The following is a 23,805-nucleotide window of genomic DNA, read 5'->3' on the forward strand; positions in this document are numbered from 1 at the left end:
ATGCATTGAGAGTAAAGTAGGACAGAAAACGAAATCCTGCTAATCCTTTCAATCCTGTAAATCCCGGTTCAGACAATCAACAAATCCCGCCGGGCCGACGCTTCGGCTTCACTCGCTCCGCAGGCTTTTCACCGGATTCATTAGAGCGGCCCGGATGGCTTGTGTGCTGACAATGATACCCGTTAAGGTTGCTAATGCAAGCGCCACTAACGCAAAAGGCCACCACGATAAATCGGTGCGATAGGCAAAATGAGTTAGCCAGTTCTGGAGAAAATAATAAGCTAATGGCCATGCCAGTACGTTGGCGATGATCAGAATGACGATGAACTCTTTCATAAACAGGTGAATGATACCGACCGTTGACGCGCCCAGCGTTTTCCGAATGCCAATTTCTTTGGTACGGCGCGTTACGTTCAACGACACTAGACCTAATACGCCGAGGAATACAATCACTAATGCTAGTATCGTAGCAAGTCGGGCGGCTTTCTGAAGCTGAATTTCGGTCTGATACAGTTTTTGAAGCGTATCGTCCATGAACGAATACTCGAAAGGCGCATCTGGAAACAACCTTGCCCATTCTTTCCCGATGGTTGCTACGGTTTCGGGTAAATTGTTGGAAGGTGCTAACTTGAACGTGAAGTAACGATAACGTGGATTAGATCGAACGTGAACGAAGACTAGCGGACTGATAGACTCATGCAGCGAACCAAAGTGGAAATCCTTTAATACGCCACCAACTCGATTGGCTGGGCCACCTCCCTGAAATCGAATGAGTTGTCCTACTGCTTTGCTGGGGTCATTCCAACCCAGTGCTTTGGCCGCCGATTCATTGATCACTATCTGTGTAGAATCATAACCACCGCCATTAGCATTGAAAAACTGCCCTCCCTGTACCTTGAGACCATACGTCTGCACAAAACGCTCGTCGGTGCTCATCACCATCGCAACGGCCGCGCTGCTACTGTCGCGCCCTTGCTGAAAGATACTAACACTACCACTACTTCGACCATCAGGAATTTCGAACGAAAAACTGACGTCACGCACACCGGGAATACGTGCCAGTTGTCCGCGCACTCCTTCCATGCGTTGCACACCCGCTGGCGTCCAATCGCGTGGCACAGATGCTACGGTCATGATCTGCTCTTTCTGATAGCCTAGATCTTTACTGAAAAAATAAGAAACCTGCCGACTAATAACCATGGCGCCCACAAAGACGAAAATGGCAACTGTGAACTGAAACACAATTAACGCCCTGCGGAAACCAAGCCCTTTCTGCACAGACGCGGTAAGTTTACCTTTCAGCGATTCGACCGACGGTAAGCGCGATAGAATAAACGCCGGATAACCACCCGCCAGTAGCCCAATAACCAAAACCAAGCCTAGTAACCCTGCATACGCCAACGGCGACCAGGTGATAAGTGAAGGAATCGGACGTTCCAGAATGTCGGCAAACGTAAAGCGAAAAGCTTCGTGACAGATAAGCGCCAATAACGTAGCACCAAACGTCAACAGCAGGCTTTCGGCCAGAAACTGCCCAATAAGTTGCTTTTTCAGGCCACCAAGTACTTTTCTGACGCCAATTTCCCGCAAGCGCGTAGCTGACATGCCGATGGTAATATTGACGAAGTTTACAACCGCCATCAACAGAATAAACAAGCCAATTATGGTCAGCGTTAAGATCAGTTTTTCGACCAGACCATTGCTGGCTTTAAGATAATACGTTGCCAGCGGACTGAGGTAAGGGTGCAAATTTTCCTTAAAACCGGGTGGAGCATACGTAGCAAGAACCTGCTCAAGCGGCTTTTTGAGCTGGTCGGCGGTGACGCCCGGCTGGAGTTCTATATAGTTTGGAATGTACTGATTCTGCCAGGAATCGACCCCATCCTTTGGCGTAAAATAGCCAACGTCGCGCATAGACATGAAAATCTGGTCGCGAGTGGGTAGTAGGTCGATTACACTATTCCTGGGCGGGTTCTCCAGTACACCGGTGATCGTGAAGAGCTGTTTGCCGCCAAGCGGTGTCTGAACGTCTAGCTGTTCACGGAGTACGTTGGTTCTTCCAAAAAACTTCTGCGCAATTTCCGACGTAATGACAAGGGAATTTGGGGCCAGCATCGCTGTTTTAGGGTCGCCGTAGAGCATCGGAAATCCGAACATCGACAGCAGTGTTGAATCCCCAATTTCAATTCCTTCACGAAAATGATTTTCGCCTTTCGATATAATCGCCGTTACGCCGTAGAATCGGTAGTAATTCGCTACCAAATTCGGATATAGCTGCTTAAGCGTTGGGCCAATGCGTCCCAACGTAGTAATATCCATGCCCATCGTTTCCTCCTTCCATCGACTCTGGATTAGGTACTGCCGATCTGCATGGCGGAGAGATTTATTGACGGCTAATTCGCCCTGAATATAGTTGGCAATGAGCAGCAAAAAGGTAATGCCAACTGTCAGGCCGAGCAATGTAACAAACGCATAGAATTTCCGCCGAAGCAGATTGCGAATGGCGATTTTGAGGTAATTCTGTAGCATAATTTCACGGGCTGGATTTGCTGGAAAAAGCAGGAGATTGCTGCTATTATTTAAGCACGGAATATCTCATGCCATACCTCGCAATCCTTGCTATTTTATTATGCCGTGAAGGTATTTATGTTTGCGCTATAGATTGATTTGTAGGCTGTTAAAAGATGTTAAGTAGAGAAAAGGCATGCCTTGTCTCCTGACTGGATGGTATTGCTGACGCATACTGGACAAGGCATGCCTTGTCTCTACAAATTCGTTATAAATTTATTCGGAACGTAGCGATTTTACGGGATTCGCCAGCGCGGCTTTCACGCTCTGAAAGCTGATGGTAACGAACGCAATCAGAACAGCCAGAACTCCCGCCAGTGCAAAAATCCACCAGTCGATATTGATTTTATTGGCATAGGCCGAGAGCCAGTTAGTCATAGCATACCAGGCAATAGGCGAGGCAATAACGATAGCAATGATAACCAGTTTTAGAAAATCTTTCGACAGCAACGTAACGACACTGGCAACCGAAGCGCCTAACACTTTTCGAACACCAATTTCTTTGATACGTTGCTGCGCACTGAACGTAGCAAGACCAAACAAACCCAGACAGGCAATGAAAATGGCAAGCCCGGCAAACAACGTAAAGAGCAGACCATACTGCTGGTCAGACTGGTATTGCTTTGCGTAAAACGAATCCAGAAAGAAATAATCAAGCGATGATTCGGGGAACGTAGTATCCCAGATAGTTGCTACGTTAGCGAGCAGTTTTTGTGGATCATCGGTGCGAAATTTAATGGAATAATATTCAGTTGGAATCCAGCTAAATTTTGGGTCCATAAACAAAATAATGGGCGTAAACGACTGATGGAGCGACTGTTGGTGATAATCCTGAATAACACCAATAATTTCATTAGCGCGGGTTGGCGTTGTTTCCAGCGCTATTTTCTGACCAATGGCCTGTTCGGGCGACGTAAAACCAAACTGCTTAATCGCCGATTCATTAAGAACCAACGCTAGTGAGTCGGCTGGCCGATTTTTATCAAAAGCGCGACCTGCCAGCAGATGCAGCCCATAGGTAGGCATAAAATCGAAATCAACTTTCAGCATCTCGAAAAGTCGATTGCTGGCGTCCGGTGCTTCAAACCGCCGATTGGCCAGAAACTGCCCAACTTCTTCGCCCGGCACAGCTCCCGAACCTGTTACGTTCGATACGTTCGCCAATGCGTTGACCTGCTTTTTGAACAACTCAACCCGGTTGGCGTGATCGGGCGTATTGACAGGAGCTTTCAAAACAACCACCTGATCGGTCAATACGCCCGGACGTTGATGCATCATGTAATACGTCTGCCGGTAAACAACCAGCGTACTGATCATAAGCACTACCGAAATCACAAACTGAACCACCACCAGCGATTGGCGCATGGTTCCCTCTGCTCCTGAAAATCGGAATCGTCCTTTCAATACCGAAACCGGCGACACACGTAGTAATGTAAAGGCTGGATATAAGCCTGTTATGACAATGCCTGCCAACCATAAACCACTTAGCCCTAGCCAAACTACTGGGTCGGTCCAGATGTCCTGTGCGGCATGAAGGTGAAGCGAATCAGGCAAAAAACGTATGGCTACCAGAAGCGTAGGTATAGCCACCAGCAAGGCAATAGTATGGAGTAACAGCGATTCGACAATAAACTGATACAGCAGCATCTGTCCGGATGAGCCAATCATGCGTCGAACGCCCGCTTCTTTGGCCCGATAAAGCACACGAGCCGTAGTTAAATTGCTGTAGTTGACCCAACTAATCAGCAAAATGACGAGCGCAATAATCGACAAAAAACGCACAACTGTACGATTTCCTTTAACCTCAATTTCGTTAGGCGTTGCGGGGTTCAGATGCATATCCTGAAGCGGCACTAATTTAATGCCCCACGTAACGTCTTTCATCGTCTGCTCGGTCTTGTAATTCTCGGCCAGCGCTGGAAACTTCGCTTCAACGCGGGTAGGGTCGCTGTTTGGCTTGAGTTGCACAAACGTATAGCTTGCGTGCTGATACCAGAAATTCCAGAATTTGGGCGTAGCACTTTTTCCGGAAATGAGCATGTCGAACTGCATGGTCGAGTTAACGGGCAAATTGGCAAAAACGCCCGTCACCTGATACGCCTGAGTTTTGGCCAGCGTGCTGATTTCGAGCGTTTTGCCGAGCGGATTCTGCGAGCCAAAATATTTCCGCGCTGCCGATTCTGATAGAACCACGGTGTTAGGCTCATTCAGGAACGAACGGCGGTCGCCTAACCGAACCGGATAATCGAAGAACGTAAAGAAATTAGAATCGGCCAGACAAACGTGCGGCTCGCGAAACTTCTGATTTTCATACCGGACAATCCGTTCAGAATTGCGCCAGAAAATCCGGGTGAAACTTTCAACTTCCGGGAAGTTCGCTTTCATGGCTGGGGCGAAACCATTGGTGCTCGTGGCCCAGTGTTCGGATTTGTGACCTCCCCCATAAAATAGCGTTTCGACCCGGTAAACAGGCTTATCGTCAGTCTCAACTTGTTTGCTAACGATCTGGTCGTAACTCTGTTCGAATCTGACGTACTGAATTAGCAGGGCGCAGGTAGCCATACCAAGGGCCAGGCCGCCAATGTTGAGTAGGCTGTACAACCGTTGCTGACGTATCGTGCGCCAGGCGATTTTAAAATAGTTTTTGAGCATAGGGGTAATTCTTATGTAGAGCCAAGGCATGCCTTGGCTCTACAATCATTCGCTACGTAGTGATTTCACCGGATTGGTCAGGGCGGCTTTCACGCTCTGGAAACTAACAGTCAGTAACGCAATACCGACGGCCAGCAATCCGGCTAATGCAAATATCCACCATTCAATATCAATTTTATAGGCAAAGTCATTGAGCCACTGATTCATAACGTACCAGGCAATGGGCGAAGCAATAACGATGGCGATAAACACCAGTTTCAGAAAATCTTTGGAGAGCAACGTAACGATACTGCCCACCGACGCGCCTAATACTTTACGGACTCCAATTTCTTTGGTACGTTGCTCGGCCATAAATGCCGCTAAACCAAATAATCCCAGACAGGCAATCAGAATGGCTAGGGCCGCAAACGTCAGTGCAATAGTGCTGATACGTTGCTCAGCCCGGTACATCTCATCGAAACTGTCGTCCATAAATTGATAACTAAAGGGCTGTCCGGGTGCAATCTGTTGCCATTTTGTCTTTATTTGATCAACCAAAGCCGGTACGTTGTTGCTGCTCAACCGAAACGTAATGGCTCTCGAATTAGGCCGAAGAATCATTGCCAATGCCCCAATATTCCGCCGAAGCGATTCGAAATGGAAGTTTTTGACAACACCGACGATTGTGTAGGTTCTTCGAATTTTAAGCTGCGCATCGTCAAAACGCCAGATTCGTTTGCCAATCGGGTTCTGAAATCCTAAAATACGCACGGCTGTTTCGTTGAGAATAATACCCGCCGAATCGGCGCCAAAATCGCGTGAAAGATTCCGTCCTTGTATTACCTGCATTCCCAGCGTTTTTATATAATCGTAATCAATACCCCAGGCTTGCATTTGAACGCTCTGATTCAAATTGGATTGGCCTTCGGTAAAAAATGAGCCGTCGGTTCGGTCAGATGGTGTTGGCAGAAAACCAGAAATACTTCCATTCACTACTCCGGGTAAACGTAGCACTTCCTGTTTGAACGTTTCAGTCTGTTTTCCAATGGCATTCACATCGTTGATGGTAATCAGTTGCTCCCGATTAAAACCCAGATTTTTGGTTTGGATGTAGGAGATTTGCCGATAAACAATGATGGTTCCGGTAATGAGCACAACCGACATCATGAACTGAAATACAACCAGACCGCTACGTAGTCCGGCGTTTCGAAAACTAACGTTAATTCGGCCTTTCAGTACTTTGATTGGCCGGAAAGACGATAAGAAGAAGGCTGGATAAATTCCCGCCAGTAATCCGACCACCACCGGTAATGCAATAAGAAAGGGCAAGTAAGACGGCGAAATCAACTGACTAATATCGAGTTCTTTAGCCGCTACTATATTGAATCCCGGCAACGTAAATACAACGAGCAACACGGCTAGTAGCATCGCCAGAATCGTTGTCAGCACCGATTCAGTCATGAACTGTCCAATGAGCTGTTGCCGTTCCGAACCCATTACTTTTCGAATACCCACTTCTTTAGCCCGATTTGCTGAGCGAGCCGTTGCCAGATTCGTGAAATTGATGCCAGCAATCAACAGAATAAATAGAGCTACTGCCGAGAAAATATAAACGTACTGAATATCGCTGTTAGGGGCGAGTTCGATTTGCTGTTTCGAATGCAGGTGAATATCGGTTAGCGGTATGAACCAGTAGCCTAACCGGTTGCCAGCACTGCGAAATTTAGCCATTGATGACCCGGTGAACTGGAGAATTTTCGGGCCGACGTATTTCTCAATAATTGTCGTGAAGTTTTTAGAAAAAGCCTGTACATCGGTTCCGGGCCTGAACAGAATATACGTATGGTGATTATGGCTGAGCCACTGGCCCCACTCATAATCATCGTTAAGCATGCTTAAAAAGAAATTGCTCTGAAAATGAGCGTTCTTCGGCATGTCGCGCATAACACCCGATACGTTAAATGTCCGATTATTGTCAAATACGAGCGTCTTTCCCATCGGATTTTGAGAACCAAAGTGACGTTTGGCCGCCGATTCGCTGATAACAACCGAATTAGGTTCACGAAGCGCCGTTTTAGGATCGCCAGAAAGTAGCGGAAGCGTGAATACGTCGAACAGAGTTGAATCGGCAAACGTAATGTTGTCTTCGCGCAAGTTCGTTGGCTCACCCGTTCGTCTGACTAACCACGTACCACGCTGATGCAATCGGACAAACTGTTCAACTTGAGGATAGTCTTTTTTTAGCGTCGGCCCCATTGGGTCGGGTGAAATAGCAAAATGCATATCGTTTCCTCCAAACCGAATTTCGGAGTGTATCCGGTAAATGCGGTCGGCTTTATCGTTATAACGATCATAGCTCAGCTCGTCGAGCACATACAGCATGATGAGCATACAGCAGGCAAGCCCAACCGCCAGTCCGAAAATATTGATAAACGTAAAACCCTGTTGTTTACGTAGCGTCCGCCAGGCGATTTTAAGATAATTTGTGAGCATAAGGGTATTAATTGTTACGTTACGTAGAGACAAGGCATGCCTTGTCTCTACAATCTACAATCATTCGCTACGTAGCGATTTAACGGGATTTGTCAACGCGGCTTTTAGGCTTTGGAAACTAACGGTTAACAACGCGATAACTAGCACAAGCATAAAGGGTACTATAAAAATCCACCAGTCGAGCGTAGATCGAAAAGCATAGCTTTTGAGCCACTGATGCACCGCATACCACGCCAGCGGAGTAGCTATCACAAAGGCAACCAAAATCAATACGGCAAATTCCCGGTATAGCATCTGCACAATTTCGCCGACCGATGCGCCGAGTACCTTCCGAATGCCAATTTCCTTGGTACGTTGGGCGGTAGTGAATGACGCTAATCCAAACAAACCCAGACAGGCTACCAGAATCGCTAGTCCCGTAAACAGGCCAAATACCTGCCCAAATCGCTGGTCGGCGCGGTATTGCTCGTTGAAACGCTCATCCAGAAACGCATACTCGAATGGATTTCCGGGGAAAAAGCGGTTCCAATCCGCACGGATGTCAGAAACAGACTGGTTGAGTTCGCCAGACGCAAGTTTGATTGAGAAAAAGCCACGTACATCGGGTATCAGTCGAAGAATAAGCGGCTCGTAAGCATCTCGCAGCGACTGCTGGTGAAAGTTATCGGTAACGCCTACAAGTGTAAACGTTTCACCCCAAAAATCGACCTGCTTGCCAATAGCCTGCTCTGGCTTATCGAAGCCGAGTTGTTTGGCGGCCATTTTGTTGAAAATTAGTGCTTTAGGATCACTGCCGAACTCTTTGGCGAAGTTGCGACCGGCAATTAATTTCAAGTCGAATGTTTTTAGGAAATCGTAATCGACACCGATAACGCGATACTGCTCGCTTTTACTTTCATCCATTCCTTTCAGCCGAATGCCCCCCGCATTCCAATCCGAAGCCTGACCGGGCACGACCGTAGAGGCCGAAACCGACCGGATGCCCGACCGACGTAGCAACTCTTCTTTAAACGCCAGCATCTTCCGCATATACGTAGAATCGGTACCGATGATTGGTGGATTTATCACCAGCGTTTGTTCAATATTCAGCCCCAGACTTTGCGAGCGCATATACTGAATCTGGTGATAGACCGCCAACGTGCCCACCAGTAGAAAAAGCGAAGCCGCAAACTGAAACACAACCAGAGACTTGCGCAAAACGATGCCCTGCCGCGACGATCTTACTTTACCTTTCAGTACCGATACGGGTTGAAACCCTGACAAGACAAATGCCGGATACAAGCCGGAAAGAAACGAACCGACTAGAAATAACCCGATCAGTGGTAACCAGAACATACGGCTGCCTAGTAGCGTAAAGGATAATGACTGGCCCGACAATTGATTGAACATCGGTAAAGTTGCAACAACCACGAGGAGCGCCAGCCCAACGGCCAGCCCGTTTAGCAAAACGGCCTCGGTCATAAACTGCCGAATGAGTTGACCACGTAACGAACCAACAGCTTTACGAACGCCCACCTCCTTAGCGCGATTAACGGCCCGCGCTGTGGCCAGGTTGATGTAGTTTACCCAGGCAATTACAACGATAAAGAACGCAATAGCCAAGAGCAGGTAAACGGTTTTTCCGTCGCCATTGGGTTCCGCTTCTTCCATAAGATGCGAATTCAGATGAATGTCGTGGAGTGGCTGAAGTTTGTAAACCGCGTCGGCATTATATTTTTTCAGTTCGGCACCAATCGTTTTCTGAATATATGGAACAAACTTGGCTTCAAGCGCTTGCGGATTGGCATCGGAACGTAGCAACAGATAGGCTAACGCACCATCCCACATCCAGGCATTATCTGGATTGTTATCCTTGCCTACTTCACTAATAAACGTTACATGGGGAATTAGCAAATCGGCGTGTAAGTGCGAGTTTGCAGGCATATCCTGATACACGCCCGTAATTTTTACTGCCTTCCCTTGATTTATTTTAATGGTTTTACCCATTGGATTTTCGTTTCCGAACAATCGCTTAGCCACTGATTCCGAGAGAGCTACGGTGTTTGGCTCGGCTAGTACCGTAGCCGCATCGCCTGCCAGTAATGGATAGGAGAAAATTTTAAAAAATGATTCACTGGCAATAAACACGCGCTCGACCTTCATGCTTTTGTCGCCATAATCAGCGATGACTGCTCGACGCTTCAGCACTTTTACATAATCTTCTACCTCACCGAAAGCGGCTTTAAATGAATTACCGGCGGCCTGTGCGCCACCAGCCCATTGTGTGCTGAGTTTGCCTTTATCGTATCTGTCCTGAATAACACGATAAATTCGATCGCCTTTGGCATGGAAGTTATCGTAGCTTAACTCAAACGTAACGTATTGCAGAATGAGCAAACAGGCTGCAACACCAATAGCCAATCCCAGAATATTGATAGCCGAAAAGGCTTTGTTGCGGATCAGATTCCGCCAGGCGATTTTGAAATAATTTTGTAGCATAGGATTTGTTGTGTAGAGAAGAGACGTAAGGTGTTACGTTTCTTTTGGCTGCGTCAGCAACGTATTGGTATTAATTTTTACATAGAGCCAAGGCATGCCTTGGCTCTACAAGGTCATTCAGAACGTAGTGATTTGACTGGATTTACCGTGGCCGCTTTAATACTTTGATAGCTTACGGTTAAAAAGGCAATGACAATTGCCAGCAATCCTGCAAGCGCAAATACCCACCATTCGATGTCAATTTTGTAGGCAAAATCGGCCAGCCATTTCTCCATAACGTACCAGGCTATTGGACTGGCAATCAGGATGGCGATAAATACCAGCTTTAGAAAATCTTTGGAAAGCAACGTAACGATACTGCCCACCGATGCGCCTAACACTTTCCGAACGCCAATCTCTTTGGTACGTTGTTGAATCGTGAGCAGTGCAATCGCCAGCAAACCCATGCACGAGAGCGCAATGGCAATTCCTGCGGCCGATGAGAAAATCGTTGCCAGTCGTTGTTCCTGCTTATACCATCGCTCGGTATTTTCGTCGAGAAACGAGCCGATAAATTCCTGTTTAGGTGCTACGTTCTTCCAGGCCGTTTTTATCGTTTCCATAGCAGTAGTCAGATTATGGGATTCAACCCGAACTAAAATATAGCTGATAGGCGATTTAGCTTCCATGTGGAGGGTAATCGGTCGAGCTTCCTGATGCAGCGAATACAGGTTGAAGTCGGAAATAACTCCCACAATCTGGTACGATTTTTTGTCGGGTTTGATAAACTTTCCCACCGGATTCTTCTCGCCAAGTGCCTTCGCCATGCTTTGCGTAATCAGGATTGACGAACTCGAATCTGTGCTAAACGCTTTGCTGAAATCACGGCCTTGCAGGAGTTTGATACCCATAGTTTTCAGGTAATCCGTATCGATACGTAGCCAGTCGCACGTAATATCTCGTTTGCCGTATTGAAAACCATACATCATGCGGGACGAGCTGCCATCCAGCCCCGCACCAATATTGACCGCCGTTCCCGAAACCGATACGATATTGGGCTGATTCGCCAGCCGGTCGCGCATGGTGTTGAGGGCGTCGGTACCATTCAGTTCATTGCCAATCGGAATACTAACTACTTGCTCTTTATCCAACCCCATCGGGCGTTCCTGCAAATACGTAATCTGCTGACGAATAATCAGCGTACAAACAATGAGCAGACAAGCAATAGTAAACTGGCTTATAATGAGTGAATTACGTAGTAAACCCGGTCGGCTGGCTTTGATTCGTCCTTTCAATACTGTTACCACATTGAATCGGGTGATGAACCAGGAGGGGTAACCGCCAGCAATCAACGTAATGAGAACAAAGCCAACAAGTGTAGTTAAGAGTACGGTTGGTGTCAGAAAATCGTCCAGTGTTAACTGACTTTTAAACAGGCGATTAAAGGTAGGTAATACGTAGTAAGCCAGACTCAGCCCAATTGCCAGTGCACCAAAACAAAGAAGCAGAGTTTCGCCCCAGATTTGCCGGAACAGTTGTCCACGCTGAGCGCCGAGCGATTTGCGAACTCCCACTTCGCGAGCCCGCGAGAAAGATTGGGCAATGGTCAGATTAATGAAATTGATACAGGCAATGGCAAGTATGAAGAAACCTATCAGTAGTAACGTAACGACGTATGTTCGGCTGATACCTAACCCTTGTGTGGTTTCAGTATCGAAATGAATATCGGTCAGTGGTTGAAATAATAAACTGCGCTGAAAACCCAGCTCATTTTTCGGATAACCTGTTTCCTTACGCTCCTTGATGTCGGAAGCGAAGTACTTATCCATGAACGCCTGCGTCCGGCGTTGGAGCATTTGTGGATCGACACCTGCCTTTACTTTTATGTATACGTCATGATTGCCATGATCCCAACGATTTTTATACTCCTGATAATCGGCTGTATTGTCGCTACGTATAAACGCATCATATTGGAACGACGAATTCTTAGGGAAATCGGTAACGACGCCTGTTACGTTGAAGGTTTGCCAATTGTCATTAAATCGAAGCTGAAGCGGTTTTCCTACGGGCTCTTCTTTGCCGAAAATATCCTTCGCCATGCTGGCACTGATAACAATATCGCTCAGACCGTTGAGGGCTGTTTTCGAGTTGCCTTTTTGAAGCGGAAACGTAAACATTTGCAGAAAATCAGGATCTGCCAGACGTACATCTTTGGTATACGTCTGGTTGTTTCGCCGGATACTGGCATTGCGGTCGAACCAACGCGTAACGCCTTCGATTTCCGGAAATTCAGCTTTTAAATTAGGCGAAATCGGATAGGGCATGGTTGAGCTCTTATTGGGCGTTCCATCCCGATTCGACGATAGAAAGTAGAGCCGAAAAATGCGGTCTGAGTCTGTGTGAAACTTGTCGTACGAAAATTCGGATGTAGCCGTCAGAAATAGGAGCACACACGTACCAAACGCAATTGACAAGCCTACTACGTTGATGAGCGTATGCGTGCGGTTTTTCCAGAGTGTCCGAAGAGCAACTTTCAGGTAATTGCGAAACATACTATTTTGGTTAAATTTGATAAGTCATTTATTGATTCACGATGGACTATTCAACGCCTACTTCCGGTAATTTTTTGGTTATGGACGATGGAGCTAATGCTCCTGTTATCCATCAGCGGGTTATTGCACGATTGACGGCAAGGCTTTATCCACTGTATGAATCGGGAGTGATTGGCTACGAACCACTTCCTGAAATGATGGTCGGTGAATACAGCAGCCCTACACCTGATGTTACACTATATGATAATACAACCGATTCAACACCTGTTGTTATCGAGATTTGCCAGACTCGAGGTGTTAAATCGGATGTAGAAAAAATTATCCGAATGGTTGATGGAGAGCTATATGGCATAGAGGAAGGTTTCGTCTATGATTATCGCAGGCATCAATGGCTTCGGTACCGAAAAGGCGATGGTGGGCTTCCAACCGAATCGTCTTTCTCCGATATTCTCAATCTCGATCTGAATTCCTTCCTGACCGGGATTTAACGGATTAAACAGATTTTGTTGATTTTACTTTTCTGGAAAGCGCTTCATAAGAAGCTAAAAACAAAATCTTTATAATCGGCTAAATCCCGCCGGGCCGCCGATGCGGTTCAGAATCACTCGCTTCGTAAACTCTTCACCGGATTGACCAACGCGGCTTTTATACTTTGATAACCGACGGTCAGGCAGGCAATCAGAACGGCCAATCCGCCGGCTAATGCCAGAAACCACCATTCAAGCTGTACCCGATAGGCAAACGAGTTGAGGACTTTTTGGCCTAACCACCAGCCAATTGGTGCAGCAATCAGAATAGCCAGCATCACTAATTTCAGGAAGTCTTTCGAGAGCAGGAACGTAATGCTGGCGACCGATGCGCCCAATACTTTCCGAACACCAATCTCTTTGGTACGTTGACGAGCGACAAGCGTAACCAACCCGAAAATGCCAGCACAGGCGATCAAAATCGAGATAACTGTTACGAAGCTGATCATTTGCCAGATGTTTTCCATAGAGCGATAGGAGCGCACTACGTCGTCAGACAGATACGAATACGTCAGCGTACGTCGCGACGGAATTTTCTTAAACGCCTTTTCTAATTCAGCAATAACGGCTGGTGCTTTTGCGGCATCGGCGATACGTACCGTCAGAAAACTGCTCAGACTTTCAGAGCCGCCATAGCCTTGAAGCATTGGCTCAATTCGGTCTTTCAGATTGCGATAATGGTAGTCTTTCGTTACGCCAATCACGGTGTAAACCGCTGGATTATTAAGCTGCCGGAGTTTCTTGCCAACGCCCGTTTGCCAGCCAAATGCGTGCATGGCAGACTCGTTGATAATGACGGCATTGTTGGCTGAGTCGGCCGAGGTAATGTCGGAAAAATCACGTCCTTCGAGCATCGGAATTTTGTACGTTTCATTGAAACGTACAGCCCCACCCATATGCCGTATATTAATCGCTTTATTTTCGTTGCCTTCGGGATAATAGCTATTGAAGTTATTCTGGTAGGCTACCGGCGTATAATACGTACTGGTAAACGACACTACGTTCGGGTTCTGACGAAGCTCGTTTAAAATGCTTTTTCCCTGCGTTAAAGCTACATTTTCGTTCCGATAAGCCAGATCGGTTTTAAAAACCAGCACATTCTCTTTGTCGTAGCCGAGGTCGGCTTCTTTCATAAACTGAATTTGCTGACGCATGCCAATCGTTCCCAAAATCAGTACGATAGCCAGTGTGAACTGTAATGTGATCAGGCCATTCTGCCGAAGACGTCCACTTTTTGGATTCGCGTTGAGTTTGCCTTTTACGGCATCGGTTGTTTTCAGCCCAAGCAGATACAACGCAGGATACGTACCGGCAATGAGCGCAACCGTGAGTGCTACGCCCAAAACGGCCAGAATAGTTGGATAATCAGTAGCCAGATTAATGGACAACTGCATGTTCTCACTACGTAGCTGATTGAAATTGGGTATCAGGAAATAAACGGCGAATGCTACCGACAAAATCAGCGACAATAGCACAACTATACCCGACTCTATCCAGAATTGACGTAGCACCGCTTGGCGCGTTCCGCCAACTACTTGTCTCACTGCCACTTCCTTAGCCCGTGGCATAGCAGAAGCGGTATTGAGATTGATGAGATTGACGCTGATGATAAACAGCAAAAAGAGCGCGATAGCAATTGCCCCCTGAATCAGCCCGGAAAACGAAGGATTTTCGGTGTAGATAAAGTTTTTATAGGCACTCACCAGCAACGTACGCTTTTTACCATCATCTTTAAAATGACTTTTAACGAGCTGGGGTAATTTTGCTTCTAGTTGCGATGGATTCGCGCCTTCTTTCAGCAGAATGAATGTGCTGGCAAAGTTGTTATACCAATCGGCGTTCTCCCGGAAATTAGGATTATCGAGGAGATTCGATGCTGGTAAAAGTACCTCAAACTGTTGAGATGAATTGGCGGGTATTTTCTCCAGCACTCCAGTAACCGCATATTGTAACGTATCATCCACCGTTACGTATTTCCCAACCGGGTTGGCCGAACCAAACAGGGTCTGAGCCACTTTTTCACTAAGGATAACCGAACGTTTGTTACGTAGCGCAGTGGCCGGATTACCGTATTTGAGCGGGAATGTGAATATCTGGAAAAAGGTTGAATCAACGTAGTACGTTCGTTCCTGCGAACTTTTGTTTCCGTATTCAAGCCACGGATAATTCCAGCTCTGAATATGCGTTCCCGTTTCAATTTCCGGGTAATCACGCAACATCTGATCGAGCAATGGATAAACCGTTTCGTTGTAGCTATCGCCGTTGGCGCTTTTGGTCTGGACGTAGTAAAGTCGATCAAGTTTTTTATGGGCTGTATCCCAGCTAAGACATTTCTGGGCGAAAAGAATCAATACCACAACGCACGCCAGCCCAACCGATAGGCCCACTACGTTAATCGTCGAAAACAGACGGTTACGCCACAGGTTACGAATCGCGATTTTGAGATAGTTTCTGAGCATAGGGGTAGGGGATTGAGGCTTAGGGCATGGGGCAAAGGGTTTTATGAACGTTTTACCCTTTACCCGATGCCCTAAGCCCTTTGCTATTCACTACGTAGTGATTTCATCGGGTTCATCAGGGCAGCTTTTACACTTTGATAACTGACCGTCAGGAAGGCAATGATTACGGCCAGTATACCTGCTACACCAAAAATCCACCAACTTAAGTCTGTCTTGTAAGCAAATGAATCGAGCCAGGTACGTAACGCCCACCACGCCAGTGGCGATGCCAGAATAATGGCCATAAACACCAGGCCCAGAAAATCTTTCGATAGTAAGCCTACGATGTTCGATACGCTTGCGCCGAGTACTTTACGGACTCCAATTTCTTTGGTACGTTGCTCGGCCATAAAAGCCGCTAACCCAAATAAGCCCAGGCAAGAGATCAAAATGGCTATTATACCGAAGTAGTTAACAAGCGTATCGATTTGCTGCTCAGCCCGATACATACTCTCGTATTCCTCGTCCAGAAAATGATAATTGAAGGGATAGTTCGGATTAAATTCTTTCGCTAATTGCTCCAGATCGGTAATTACCTGCTTTGTTTGTCCGGGCTGAGTTTTAACCAGTAGATATTGCGTATTGCGCGCATCGAAACATAAAATCAATGGCGTAATAGCCTGATGGAGCGACTGCAAATGGAAATCTTTCATCAAGCCAATAACTCGTCCTTTACCGGGCCAGAATTGAATTTCCTTACCTACTGGCTTGGCCATGCCCATCAATTTCGCTGCCGCTTCGTTGATCAAATAATTTGTCGAATCAGCGGGGCTGTCTACTCGGAAATCGCGGCCTTCGAGCAGTTTAATGTTCATGGTACGAATAAAATCTCCACCAACGAACATGCATGAAACACTTGTTTGAAGCTTTGGATCTTTACCCGACCAGTTTAAATCGCCCGACGAGCTTTGTACGTTAACCGGCAATAACATCGACGTAGTGGCCGAGGCTACCGATGGCTTGCGCATTACCTCACGGCGAAAAGCTTCTACTTTTTTCGGTTGCGCAATTTCACCTTCTAATGGTATGTAAACTACACTTTCCCGGTCAATACCAAGGTTTTTACTACGTAAGTAATCCATCTGACGACCAACCGCCAGCATGCCGACGATCAGAAAGATGGATAATGAAAATTGAAATACTACCAGCGTCCGGCGAAACAAGGCTGGGCCCGAACCGAACTGCAAACGCCCTTTCAGAATTTTGATAGGCTGTAATGACGACAGGAATAAGGCTGGGTAGCTGCCTGATACAAAACCCGTTATTAAAACGAGTGCGCCAATGATAAACCATAGCTCCGAATCGGCAAGATTTAAGCTTAATTGCTTATTAAATAACGTATTGAATGTTGGTAGTATTGACCATACCAGTGCCAGCGCAAGTACAACGGCCAATGCACTTGTCAGAACAGCCTCACTCAGAAACTGGCCAATCAACGAAGAACGCATCGCTCCAACCACTTTCCGAACACCCACTTCTTTAGCCCGCATGGCCGAACGAGCTGTGGCTAAATTCATGAAGTTGATACAGGCGATAACCAGAATAAAGAGGGCAACAATCGAGAAAATACGAACGTATTCAATTTGCCCACCCATGGCTTTTCCTTCTTTGTATTCGGAATATAGATGAAGGTCCGTAATTGATTGTAAGGTTGGGCGTCCAGACTCGAAGTTTTTTCCGGCATAACGCGGATAGATTACCTGCATTGCCTTTTCTGCCTGTGCAATCGTAGTGTTTGGCTTCAGACGGGCGTATGTCTGGAACGAGTTATTGCCCCAGGTTTTCATCCAATCCTGCTCATGATTTTTCCAGTTGACCATCCAGTCGAACTGGAGTGTAGAATTATGCGGCAGGTTTTCAATGACGGCGCCTACTACGTAAAACTTATTGTTATCGAGTTGTAAGGTTTTGCCTAGAGCAGCCCCGTTTGGGAAGAATTTGTCGGCTATTTTTCGGGTAACAACAATCTGATTTGTTTGCGCCATTGCTGTTTTTGGGTTTCCCTGCAAAACGGGTAAATCAAAAACACCGAAAAAATCTTTGGTGGCATAATGACCTTTCTCTTTGGCTGTTTTTTCGCCAACTTTAATTAAGGTCTCAAAGCCCCAATTGATTTTCGCAGCAGCCGCCACTTCAGGTATATGCTGCGAAATGGCTTCCTGCAGCGGACCCGGTGTCGCAGAATTTGTTACGATTTCATTATTGAACGGAAAATTGGTTCGAACGTAGCAAACGTTCTCCGCATCAGGCAGAAAACGGTCGTAACCAAGCTCATCCTTCACCCAAAGTCCAATCAGCAAGCTACAGGCCATGCCCAAGGCCAATCCGAAAACGTTAATAGATGAGTAAAGTTTGTGCTTTAACAGACTCCGAATAGCGATTTTGACGTAGTTGCGAATCATGACAGTTGAGTTAAAATGAGAACCGGGATTTAGCTGATTAAAGGATTAAACAAAATCAGTTTAATCCTTTAATCAGCTAAATCCCGGTTCTGGATTATACGTGGAAGTTTTCGGTAACTACTTTACCATCGAACAGGTTGACAATTCGGTGGGCGAAACCTGCATCATAAGGCGAGTGCGTTACCATGATGATGGTTGTACCTTCGTCGTTCAGTTCACCCAGCAATTTCATTACTTCCTCGCCATTCTTCGAATCGAGGTTACCCGTCGGCTCATCGGCCAGAATTAGCTTGGGTTTAGCAACAACCGCCCGAGCAATAGCCGTACGTTGCTGCTGACCACCTGATAATTGTTGGGGGAAGTGGTTGCGCCGGTGCATAATGCTCATCCGCTCCAGTGTTTCTTCAACGCGCTTTTTGCGCTCATCGGCTGGGGTTTTCAGATAAAGCAATGGCAGTTCAACGTTTTCATATACGGTCAGTTCGTCGATCAGGTTAAAGCTCTGAAACACGAAACCGATAGAGCCTTTGCGAAGCTGCGCCCGCTGCCGCTCGGTCATTTTGGCGACTTCTGTACCGTAGAAATTATACTGACCTTCGCTGGGATTATCCAACAAGCCCAGGATGTTAAGTAATGTGGATTTGCCGCAGCCCGAAGGACCCATGATTGCGACAAATTCGCCGTCTTTCACATCCATATTGATGCCATTGAGGGCGGTTGTTTCTACTTCTTCGGTAGCGAAGAGTTTCTGAAGTTCAACTGTTTGAATCATTGTTTGGTAGGGGTTGTCAGAACCTAGATTTCTACAAGATTGAAAAGATTTTCAGGATAATTTTATTGTCATTTATCTTGTTTAATCCTGTTGGTCTTGATAAAATCTAGGTTCAGATTTTAGAATTCAAGTACTTCGTTATCGCCAAAATTTTCGTAAGAACTCGTAATCACTTGCTCACCAGGCTCTAAGCCGGTTAACACTTCATAATATTCCGGGTTTTTACGGCCTAACGTAATAGGACGTTTTACCGCACGTTTGCCCGATTTATCGACTACGTATACCCAGTTGCCGCCGGTGTCGGAGAAGAAGCCACCAACGGGCAGTAACGTAGCTTTAGCTGCTTTGCCAAGTTCCAATTGAATTGGCGACGATTGCCCCCTTTTTATGCCTTCAGGAGCACCTTTGGGATAAATCATATCGACTTCAAAACGGCCACTTTTTACTTCCGGGTAAACCCGGCTAATTTCAAGAGCGTGCATCTTTCCATTAAATTCGAAAGATCCTTTCAAACCCGAAAAAACCCGGCTGATGTAATGCTCATCTATACCAACCCGCATTTTGAAGCCGTTCAGATCATCAATCTGACCGATGTTCTGACCCCGGTTAATGTTCGAGCCAACTTCTACATCAATGCTCGACAATTGGCCTGAAACGGGCGCTTTCACAACCAGATTATCCAGCGTCTGTTGCCAAAGAGCAACATTTTTCTGGGTACGTTGCAGCGTTTGTTCTAATTGTTTGATCTGGAATTTAGCGTTCTCTTCCTGATATTTCTGCGTTTCGATTTCGATAGTACGTTGACTGGTGAGCCGCTCGTAAGCACGCTTGGCTTTCAAATAATCTTCTTCCGAAACAACTTTATCCTTAAATAGCTTTTCCTGCCGCTCGTAGGTGTCTTTTGCCTGCGAAATCTGGGCATCTACATCGGCCAGTGTTTTACGTAACGTAAACCGTTCGATCTGTATCCGCTGACGCGTATTCTGTAAGTCGTTAACGAGTCGGTTGGCTTCCGTTTCAGATTGCAGGAAGCTGAGTTTCAGGCTTTGATTTTCCAGTTTAAGAAGAACCTCACCTTTCTGTACCATATTACCGCCTTCTACCAGTTTCTGCGTTACGTATCCACCTTCAATGGCGTCGAGACGTATCGTTTTTAGGGGTTGTACAACACCCGTTACCGCAATGAAATCTTCAAAAGGTCCTGTTGTTACGTTAGATACGGTGATTTTATCTTTTTCAACATTAAGCTTAGACCGTCGATCTGCAAAGAGTAGGGTGTAAGCCAATAAGCCAGTGATGAGCGCACCGCCACCGAAAATAGCGATACGTTGTGTTGTCCAAAATCGTTTAGGTAAGACGCGATCCATTGGTATTAAAGTTAAGACGCAAAAGAGAAAACTGCTGAAACGGAGCGATGCAAATCGCCAGCCTCTTCCGCTGATTATTCTGTGCCAATAGTCATGCCAGTTACATTGGATTGTTGATTATCAAGAAGTTAATAGCTGGGTATTTTTGTCTCTTGTCCGCTTTCGGACGAGATTTGTCCGCTTTTAACGGCGCATTTTAACGTAGTAAATTAGCCTATCTATTTTCTAGAACTAATCTCTGTCAGAACGTATGATTCTAAGGTTTGGGCACGGGTTGCCGGATTTAGAAAAGCGTAAGTTAATCGGCTTACGTGGTAATACGGAAACGTAGCCAGATGGCGGACTTCGTACCCACGTTTCATCAGCGAATCGGCCTGTTCACTGGTAGTAAATACCTTTTGCGAACCCTTCTGAACGTAGCGTTGTAATGTCGAATCGGTGCGGGCGTAATACGTTGGCGCATCGGTATAGAACTCATACGACCAGAAACTACCCCCACCAACGCCCGTGCCGGGTTCATATAAAATGGTTGGCCGACGTGCGAGTGTGGGCTGCTCATTGGTATAATTGGCCGCTGTCATGCCCGCCTGATAGTGCAGAAAAGTTGGATACAACGTAACGTTCAGCGTAGTTGCCAGAATCAACATACTGCCCAGCATCCGACCCATTAACGAGGTCAGACTATTTTTCCTGAAAATTGTATACGTAGCAAACGTAATAACAGCAATCCAGCTTACGGCGATAACGTATTGGCTTGGCCGAACAATCTGAAGCAAACCGACTGTCAGAATAATGATCAGTACGCCAATAACAGTCTGTCCGATTGTCCAGCGACGTAGCAAAGTCGGGTTTAAACTCGTTAAGAAATGAGCCGTCAGGATGGCGTAAAAGGGAAATACAATGTTAAGGTAATGAGGGAGCTGAAAGCCTGAAAATGAAAACAGCAGGAACGTAGCAAGCCCGGTGCCGAGCGATACGTATTCGGGCGCATTACGTTTGCCTTTCGTCAGGTTGATCAGGATTTTGCCAATACCGATGTAAAGTGGTAACGACCACGGCAAAAACGCCCAAAGCAACGTATGAACAAAGAAAAATTTGTCGCCGGAGCCTTTAATCGGCCCCGTATTAAAAAAACGCCCAAACTGACTATCCCAGAAAAAAAAGCGGATTCCTGATACGTTGGTTTTCCCGAAAATCAGTTTTTCGGGATGCAAATCGAATTGCTGGTAGAGGCAATAAATTTCGGGAAGGGTAAACAAAAATGACAACGTAACAGCAACATACCAGCGCCAATTGACGAGTTCGCGCCAGTGCCCGGTCAATAACCAGTGAACAATTAGTCCGGCACCAATTGGAATGAGCACGAATACGCCTTTGGTCATCAGCGCACAACCCGTTAAAAACGAGCCGATTAGCAGATGCTGAAACCGACCACCCAAAAACAGACGATAGAAATGATAGATTGGCCCAATGATAAGGGGCATTAGGTACGGCTCCGCTCGAACGTCGCTGTTAGATAGCACGCCATGAAAAGCGGTTAAAAGTACGAGTGTGGAAATCTGGGCCGTTAGTTTATCGTATGTTAATCGGGCAAAGTGATACGTGTAAACAACGCTTCCCAGAAAAAACAGCAACGCGGGAAATTTGTAGGCAAACGTATTGATGCCAAAAATTTTGAAACTTATGGCCGCTACCCAGAACGGAAAATGGGGTTTATCGAGCCAATCGGCCCCAACAGCGTACAGGTTTAAAAAATCACCCGACTGGGCCATGGATTTGGCAATGCAGGCATACAAAGCTCCATCGAGCTCCATGATAGGAGGGAACAAGCCCGTGGTATTCAATAAAATACCTACGGCGGCAAGTCCATAAAACAAACGATTGTTGAAGGGGGGATTTACACTAGTCATTCCCATTCTTTGTTGTTAAATTAGGGCAGTTATTAACAACATGGAGGGGCCTTGATGGCGACAAACATTTACCAACCATGACGACCATCTACTGATAATAAATAACCACTTAACACTATTTAACGCCCAAAATACGGAAGAAACCCGTAATTCGTTGCTGAATAAGACCCCCATGCAACCTATTCCTCCGGTCTTTCATCTTTGAGTATATGCAAGATGCTAAACTTCTGCTCGTCGACGACGACCCTGATGTACTGCTAGCAGCCCGTCTGTTGCTTAAGCGCCACGTAGCCTCGGTAGAGATTGAAAAAAATCCTGAAAAGCTACCGTTCTTACTCAATAACAATCGCTACGATGCCATTGTGCTCGATATGAATTTTCAGCGCGACGTTAGTAGCGGACGTGAAGGATTTGCCTGGCTCGACCGAATTCTGGACATCGCTCCTGATTCGCGTGTAATTCTCTTTACGGCTTATGGCGATGTTGAAATGGCGGTTCGGGCAATAAAAGCAGGAGCTGTTGATTTTGTGCTCAAACCCTGGCAGAACGATAAGTTTCTGGAAACCATTCGGAAAGCGGTTGAGGCTAAAAGTGAAGATCGGGAGGAAGTTGGGCAGGTCAATGGAAAAAAGAACGGCAAGGAGCAGTCTGATAAAAAATCAACAAAGCAAACAAATATCATAGGTTCGGCCATGCGTCCGATTCTGGATACGGTTGAACAGGTAGCACCTACTGATGCCAACGTATTGATTTTGGGGGAAAACGGAACCGGTAAAGATTTGATTGCGCGAGCTATTCACGAACATTCGGACCGTCGCGACAAGCCATTTGTTAGTGTGGATGTAGGCGCATTAACCGAAAGTTTATTCGAAAGTGAATTGTTTGGGCACGTAAAAGGTGCTTTTACCGATGCCCGTGACGACCGTGCCGGGCGTTTTGAAGAAGCCAATGGTGGAACAATTTTTCTGGATGAAATTGGTAATCTAAGTCCCGCTCAGCAAGCTCGGCTATTAACTGTACTTCAACAGCGTCAGGTAACAAGGGTTGGCTCAAACAAAGCACGCCAGATTGATGTCCGGTTGATCTGTGCTACTAATGCTGATTTGAATGAGCGAGTTGCAGACCGTTCGTTCCGTCAGGATTTGCTGTACCGAATTAATACCATTGAGCTGCATTTACCGTCTCTGCGTGAGCGTCCGGGCGATATTGGTCAATTGGCCGAATTTTTTCTTAAGAAATATGCGAAGCAGTACAATCGCTCGGTATCTGGGATAAGTCCGGCTTTACTAATTGAGATGAAGCAGTATCATTGGCCGGGTAACGTTCGCGAATTACAACACGCCGTTGAACGGGCGGTGATTCTGGCACGACCAGAACTCACACCGGGAACCATGCTGGAACCTACCAATTTTGTCTTCAAAAACGGAACTGCAACGCCATCGCTCGCCAGCGAGACACTTCAGCTCGAAGATATGGAGCGTCAATTGATTAAACAGGCCATGCAAAAACATCGGGGTAGCATTACCGACGTAGCTCGTGAACTTGGTCTATCGCGGCAGGCCCTGTATCGGCGATTGGAAAAATTTGGACTCTAATTTTCTCGATTTACGAGCTGGGACGTAACGCGT

At 46.4% G+C, this 23,805-nt stretch carries 12 protein-coding genes; 2 read left to right on the forward strand and 10 right to left on the reverse strand.

The features are described from left to right. Window positions 1–108: 108 nt before the first annotated feature. The 5 genes from ACYVD4_RS09755 to ACYVD4_RS09775 all read right to left on the reverse strand — a co-directional run bounded on the left by ACYVD4_RS09755 (window position 109) and on the right by ACYVD4_RS09775 (window position 12,701). Entirely contained in the window at window positions 109–2,529 is a 2,421-nt protein-coding gene (locus ACYVD4_RS09755) for an ABC transporter permease (protein ID WP_460944938.1), read from the reverse strand. A 255-nt stretch (window positions 2,530–2,784) separates the two neighbouring features. Continuing rightward, complete coding sequence (locus ACYVD4_RS09760; protein ID WP_460944940.1) at window positions 2,785–5,220, reverse strand: ABC transporter permease; 2,436 nt, start codon at window positions 5,218–5,220, stop codon at window positions 2,785–2,787. 45 nt (window positions 5,221–5,265) lie between these two features. After that, complete coding sequence (locus ACYVD4_RS09765; RefSeq protein WP_460944942.1) at window positions 5,266–7,692, reverse strand: ABC transporter permease; 2,427 nt, start codon at window positions 7,690–7,692, stop codon at window positions 5,266–5,268. Window positions 7,693–7,752: 60 nt separating this feature from the next. Continuing rightward, entirely contained in the window at window positions 7,753–10,170 is a 2,418-nt protein-coding gene (locus ACYVD4_RS09770) for an ABC transporter permease (protein ID WP_460944944.1), read from the reverse strand. Between the two features lie 113 nt (window positions 10,171–10,283). Then, a complete protein-coding gene (locus ACYVD4_RS09775; RefSeq protein WP_460944946.1) occupies window positions 10,284–12,701 on the reverse strand; it encodes an ABC transporter permease in 2,418 nt (805 codons plus the stop codon). Between the two features lie 41 nt (window positions 12,702–12,742). Here ACYVD4_RS09775 and ACYVD4_RS09780 point away from each other — a divergent pair, with 41 nt between their 5' ends. Continuing rightward, the gene (locus tag ACYVD4_RS09780; protein ID WP_460944948.1) at window positions 12,743–13,189 is read left to right on the forward strand and encodes a PDDEXK family nuclease; all 447 of its coding nucleotides are present in this window, start codon (window positions 12,743–12,745) and stop codon (window positions 13,187–13,189) included. A gap of 113 nt (window positions 13,190–13,302) precedes the next feature. Here the strand turns inward: ACYVD4_RS09780 and ACYVD4_RS09785 are convergent, their stop codons facing one another. The 5 genes from ACYVD4_RS09785 to ACYVD4_RS09805 form a co-directional block, all read right to left on the reverse strand. Continuing rightward, complete coding sequence (locus tag ACYVD4_RS09785) at window positions 13,303–15,687, reverse strand: ABC transporter permease (protein WP_460944950.1); 2,385 nt, start codon at window positions 15,685–15,687, stop codon at window positions 13,303–13,305. 83 nt (window positions 15,688–15,770) lie between these two features. Further along, window positions 15,771–18,128, reverse strand: a complete 2,358-nt coding sequence (locus ACYVD4_RS09790; RefSeq protein WP_460944952.1) for an ABC transporter permease — start codon at window positions 18,126–18,128, stop codon at window positions 15,771–15,773. 94 nt (window positions 18,129–18,222) lie between these two features. Beyond that, the gene (locus ACYVD4_RS09795) at window positions 18,223–18,900 is read right to left on the reverse strand and encodes an ABC transporter ATP-binding protein (RefSeq protein ID WP_460944954.1); all 678 of its coding nucleotides are present in this window, start codon (window positions 18,898–18,900) and stop codon (window positions 18,223–18,225) included. 119 nt (window positions 18,901–19,019) lie between these two features. Next, a complete protein-coding gene (locus ACYVD4_RS09800; protein ID WP_460944956.1) occupies window positions 19,020–20,267 on the reverse strand; it encodes an efflux RND transporter periplasmic adaptor subunit in 1,248 nt (415 codons plus the stop codon). Between the two features lie 218 nt (window positions 20,268–20,485). Then, window positions 20,486–22,177 carry an ArnT family glycosyltransferase gene (locus ACYVD4_RS09805; RefSeq protein ID WP_460944958.1) on the reverse strand — a complete coding sequence of 564 codons (1,692 nt, stop codon included), beginning with the start codon at window positions 22,175–22,177 and terminating at the stop codon, window positions 20,486–20,488. 209 nt (window positions 22,178–22,386) lie between these two features. Between ACYVD4_RS09805 and ACYVD4_RS09810 the strand changes: the two genes are divergently transcribed. Next, window positions 22,387–23,772 (forward strand): sigma-54-dependent transcriptional regulator, encoded by a 1,386-nt coding sequence (locus tag ACYVD4_RS09810; protein WP_460944960.1) that lies wholly within the window; start codon window positions 22,387–22,389, stop codon window positions 23,770–23,772. Window positions 23,773–23,805: the final 33 nt, after the last annotated feature.

This window comes from Spirosoma daeguense (assembly GCF_054776875.1).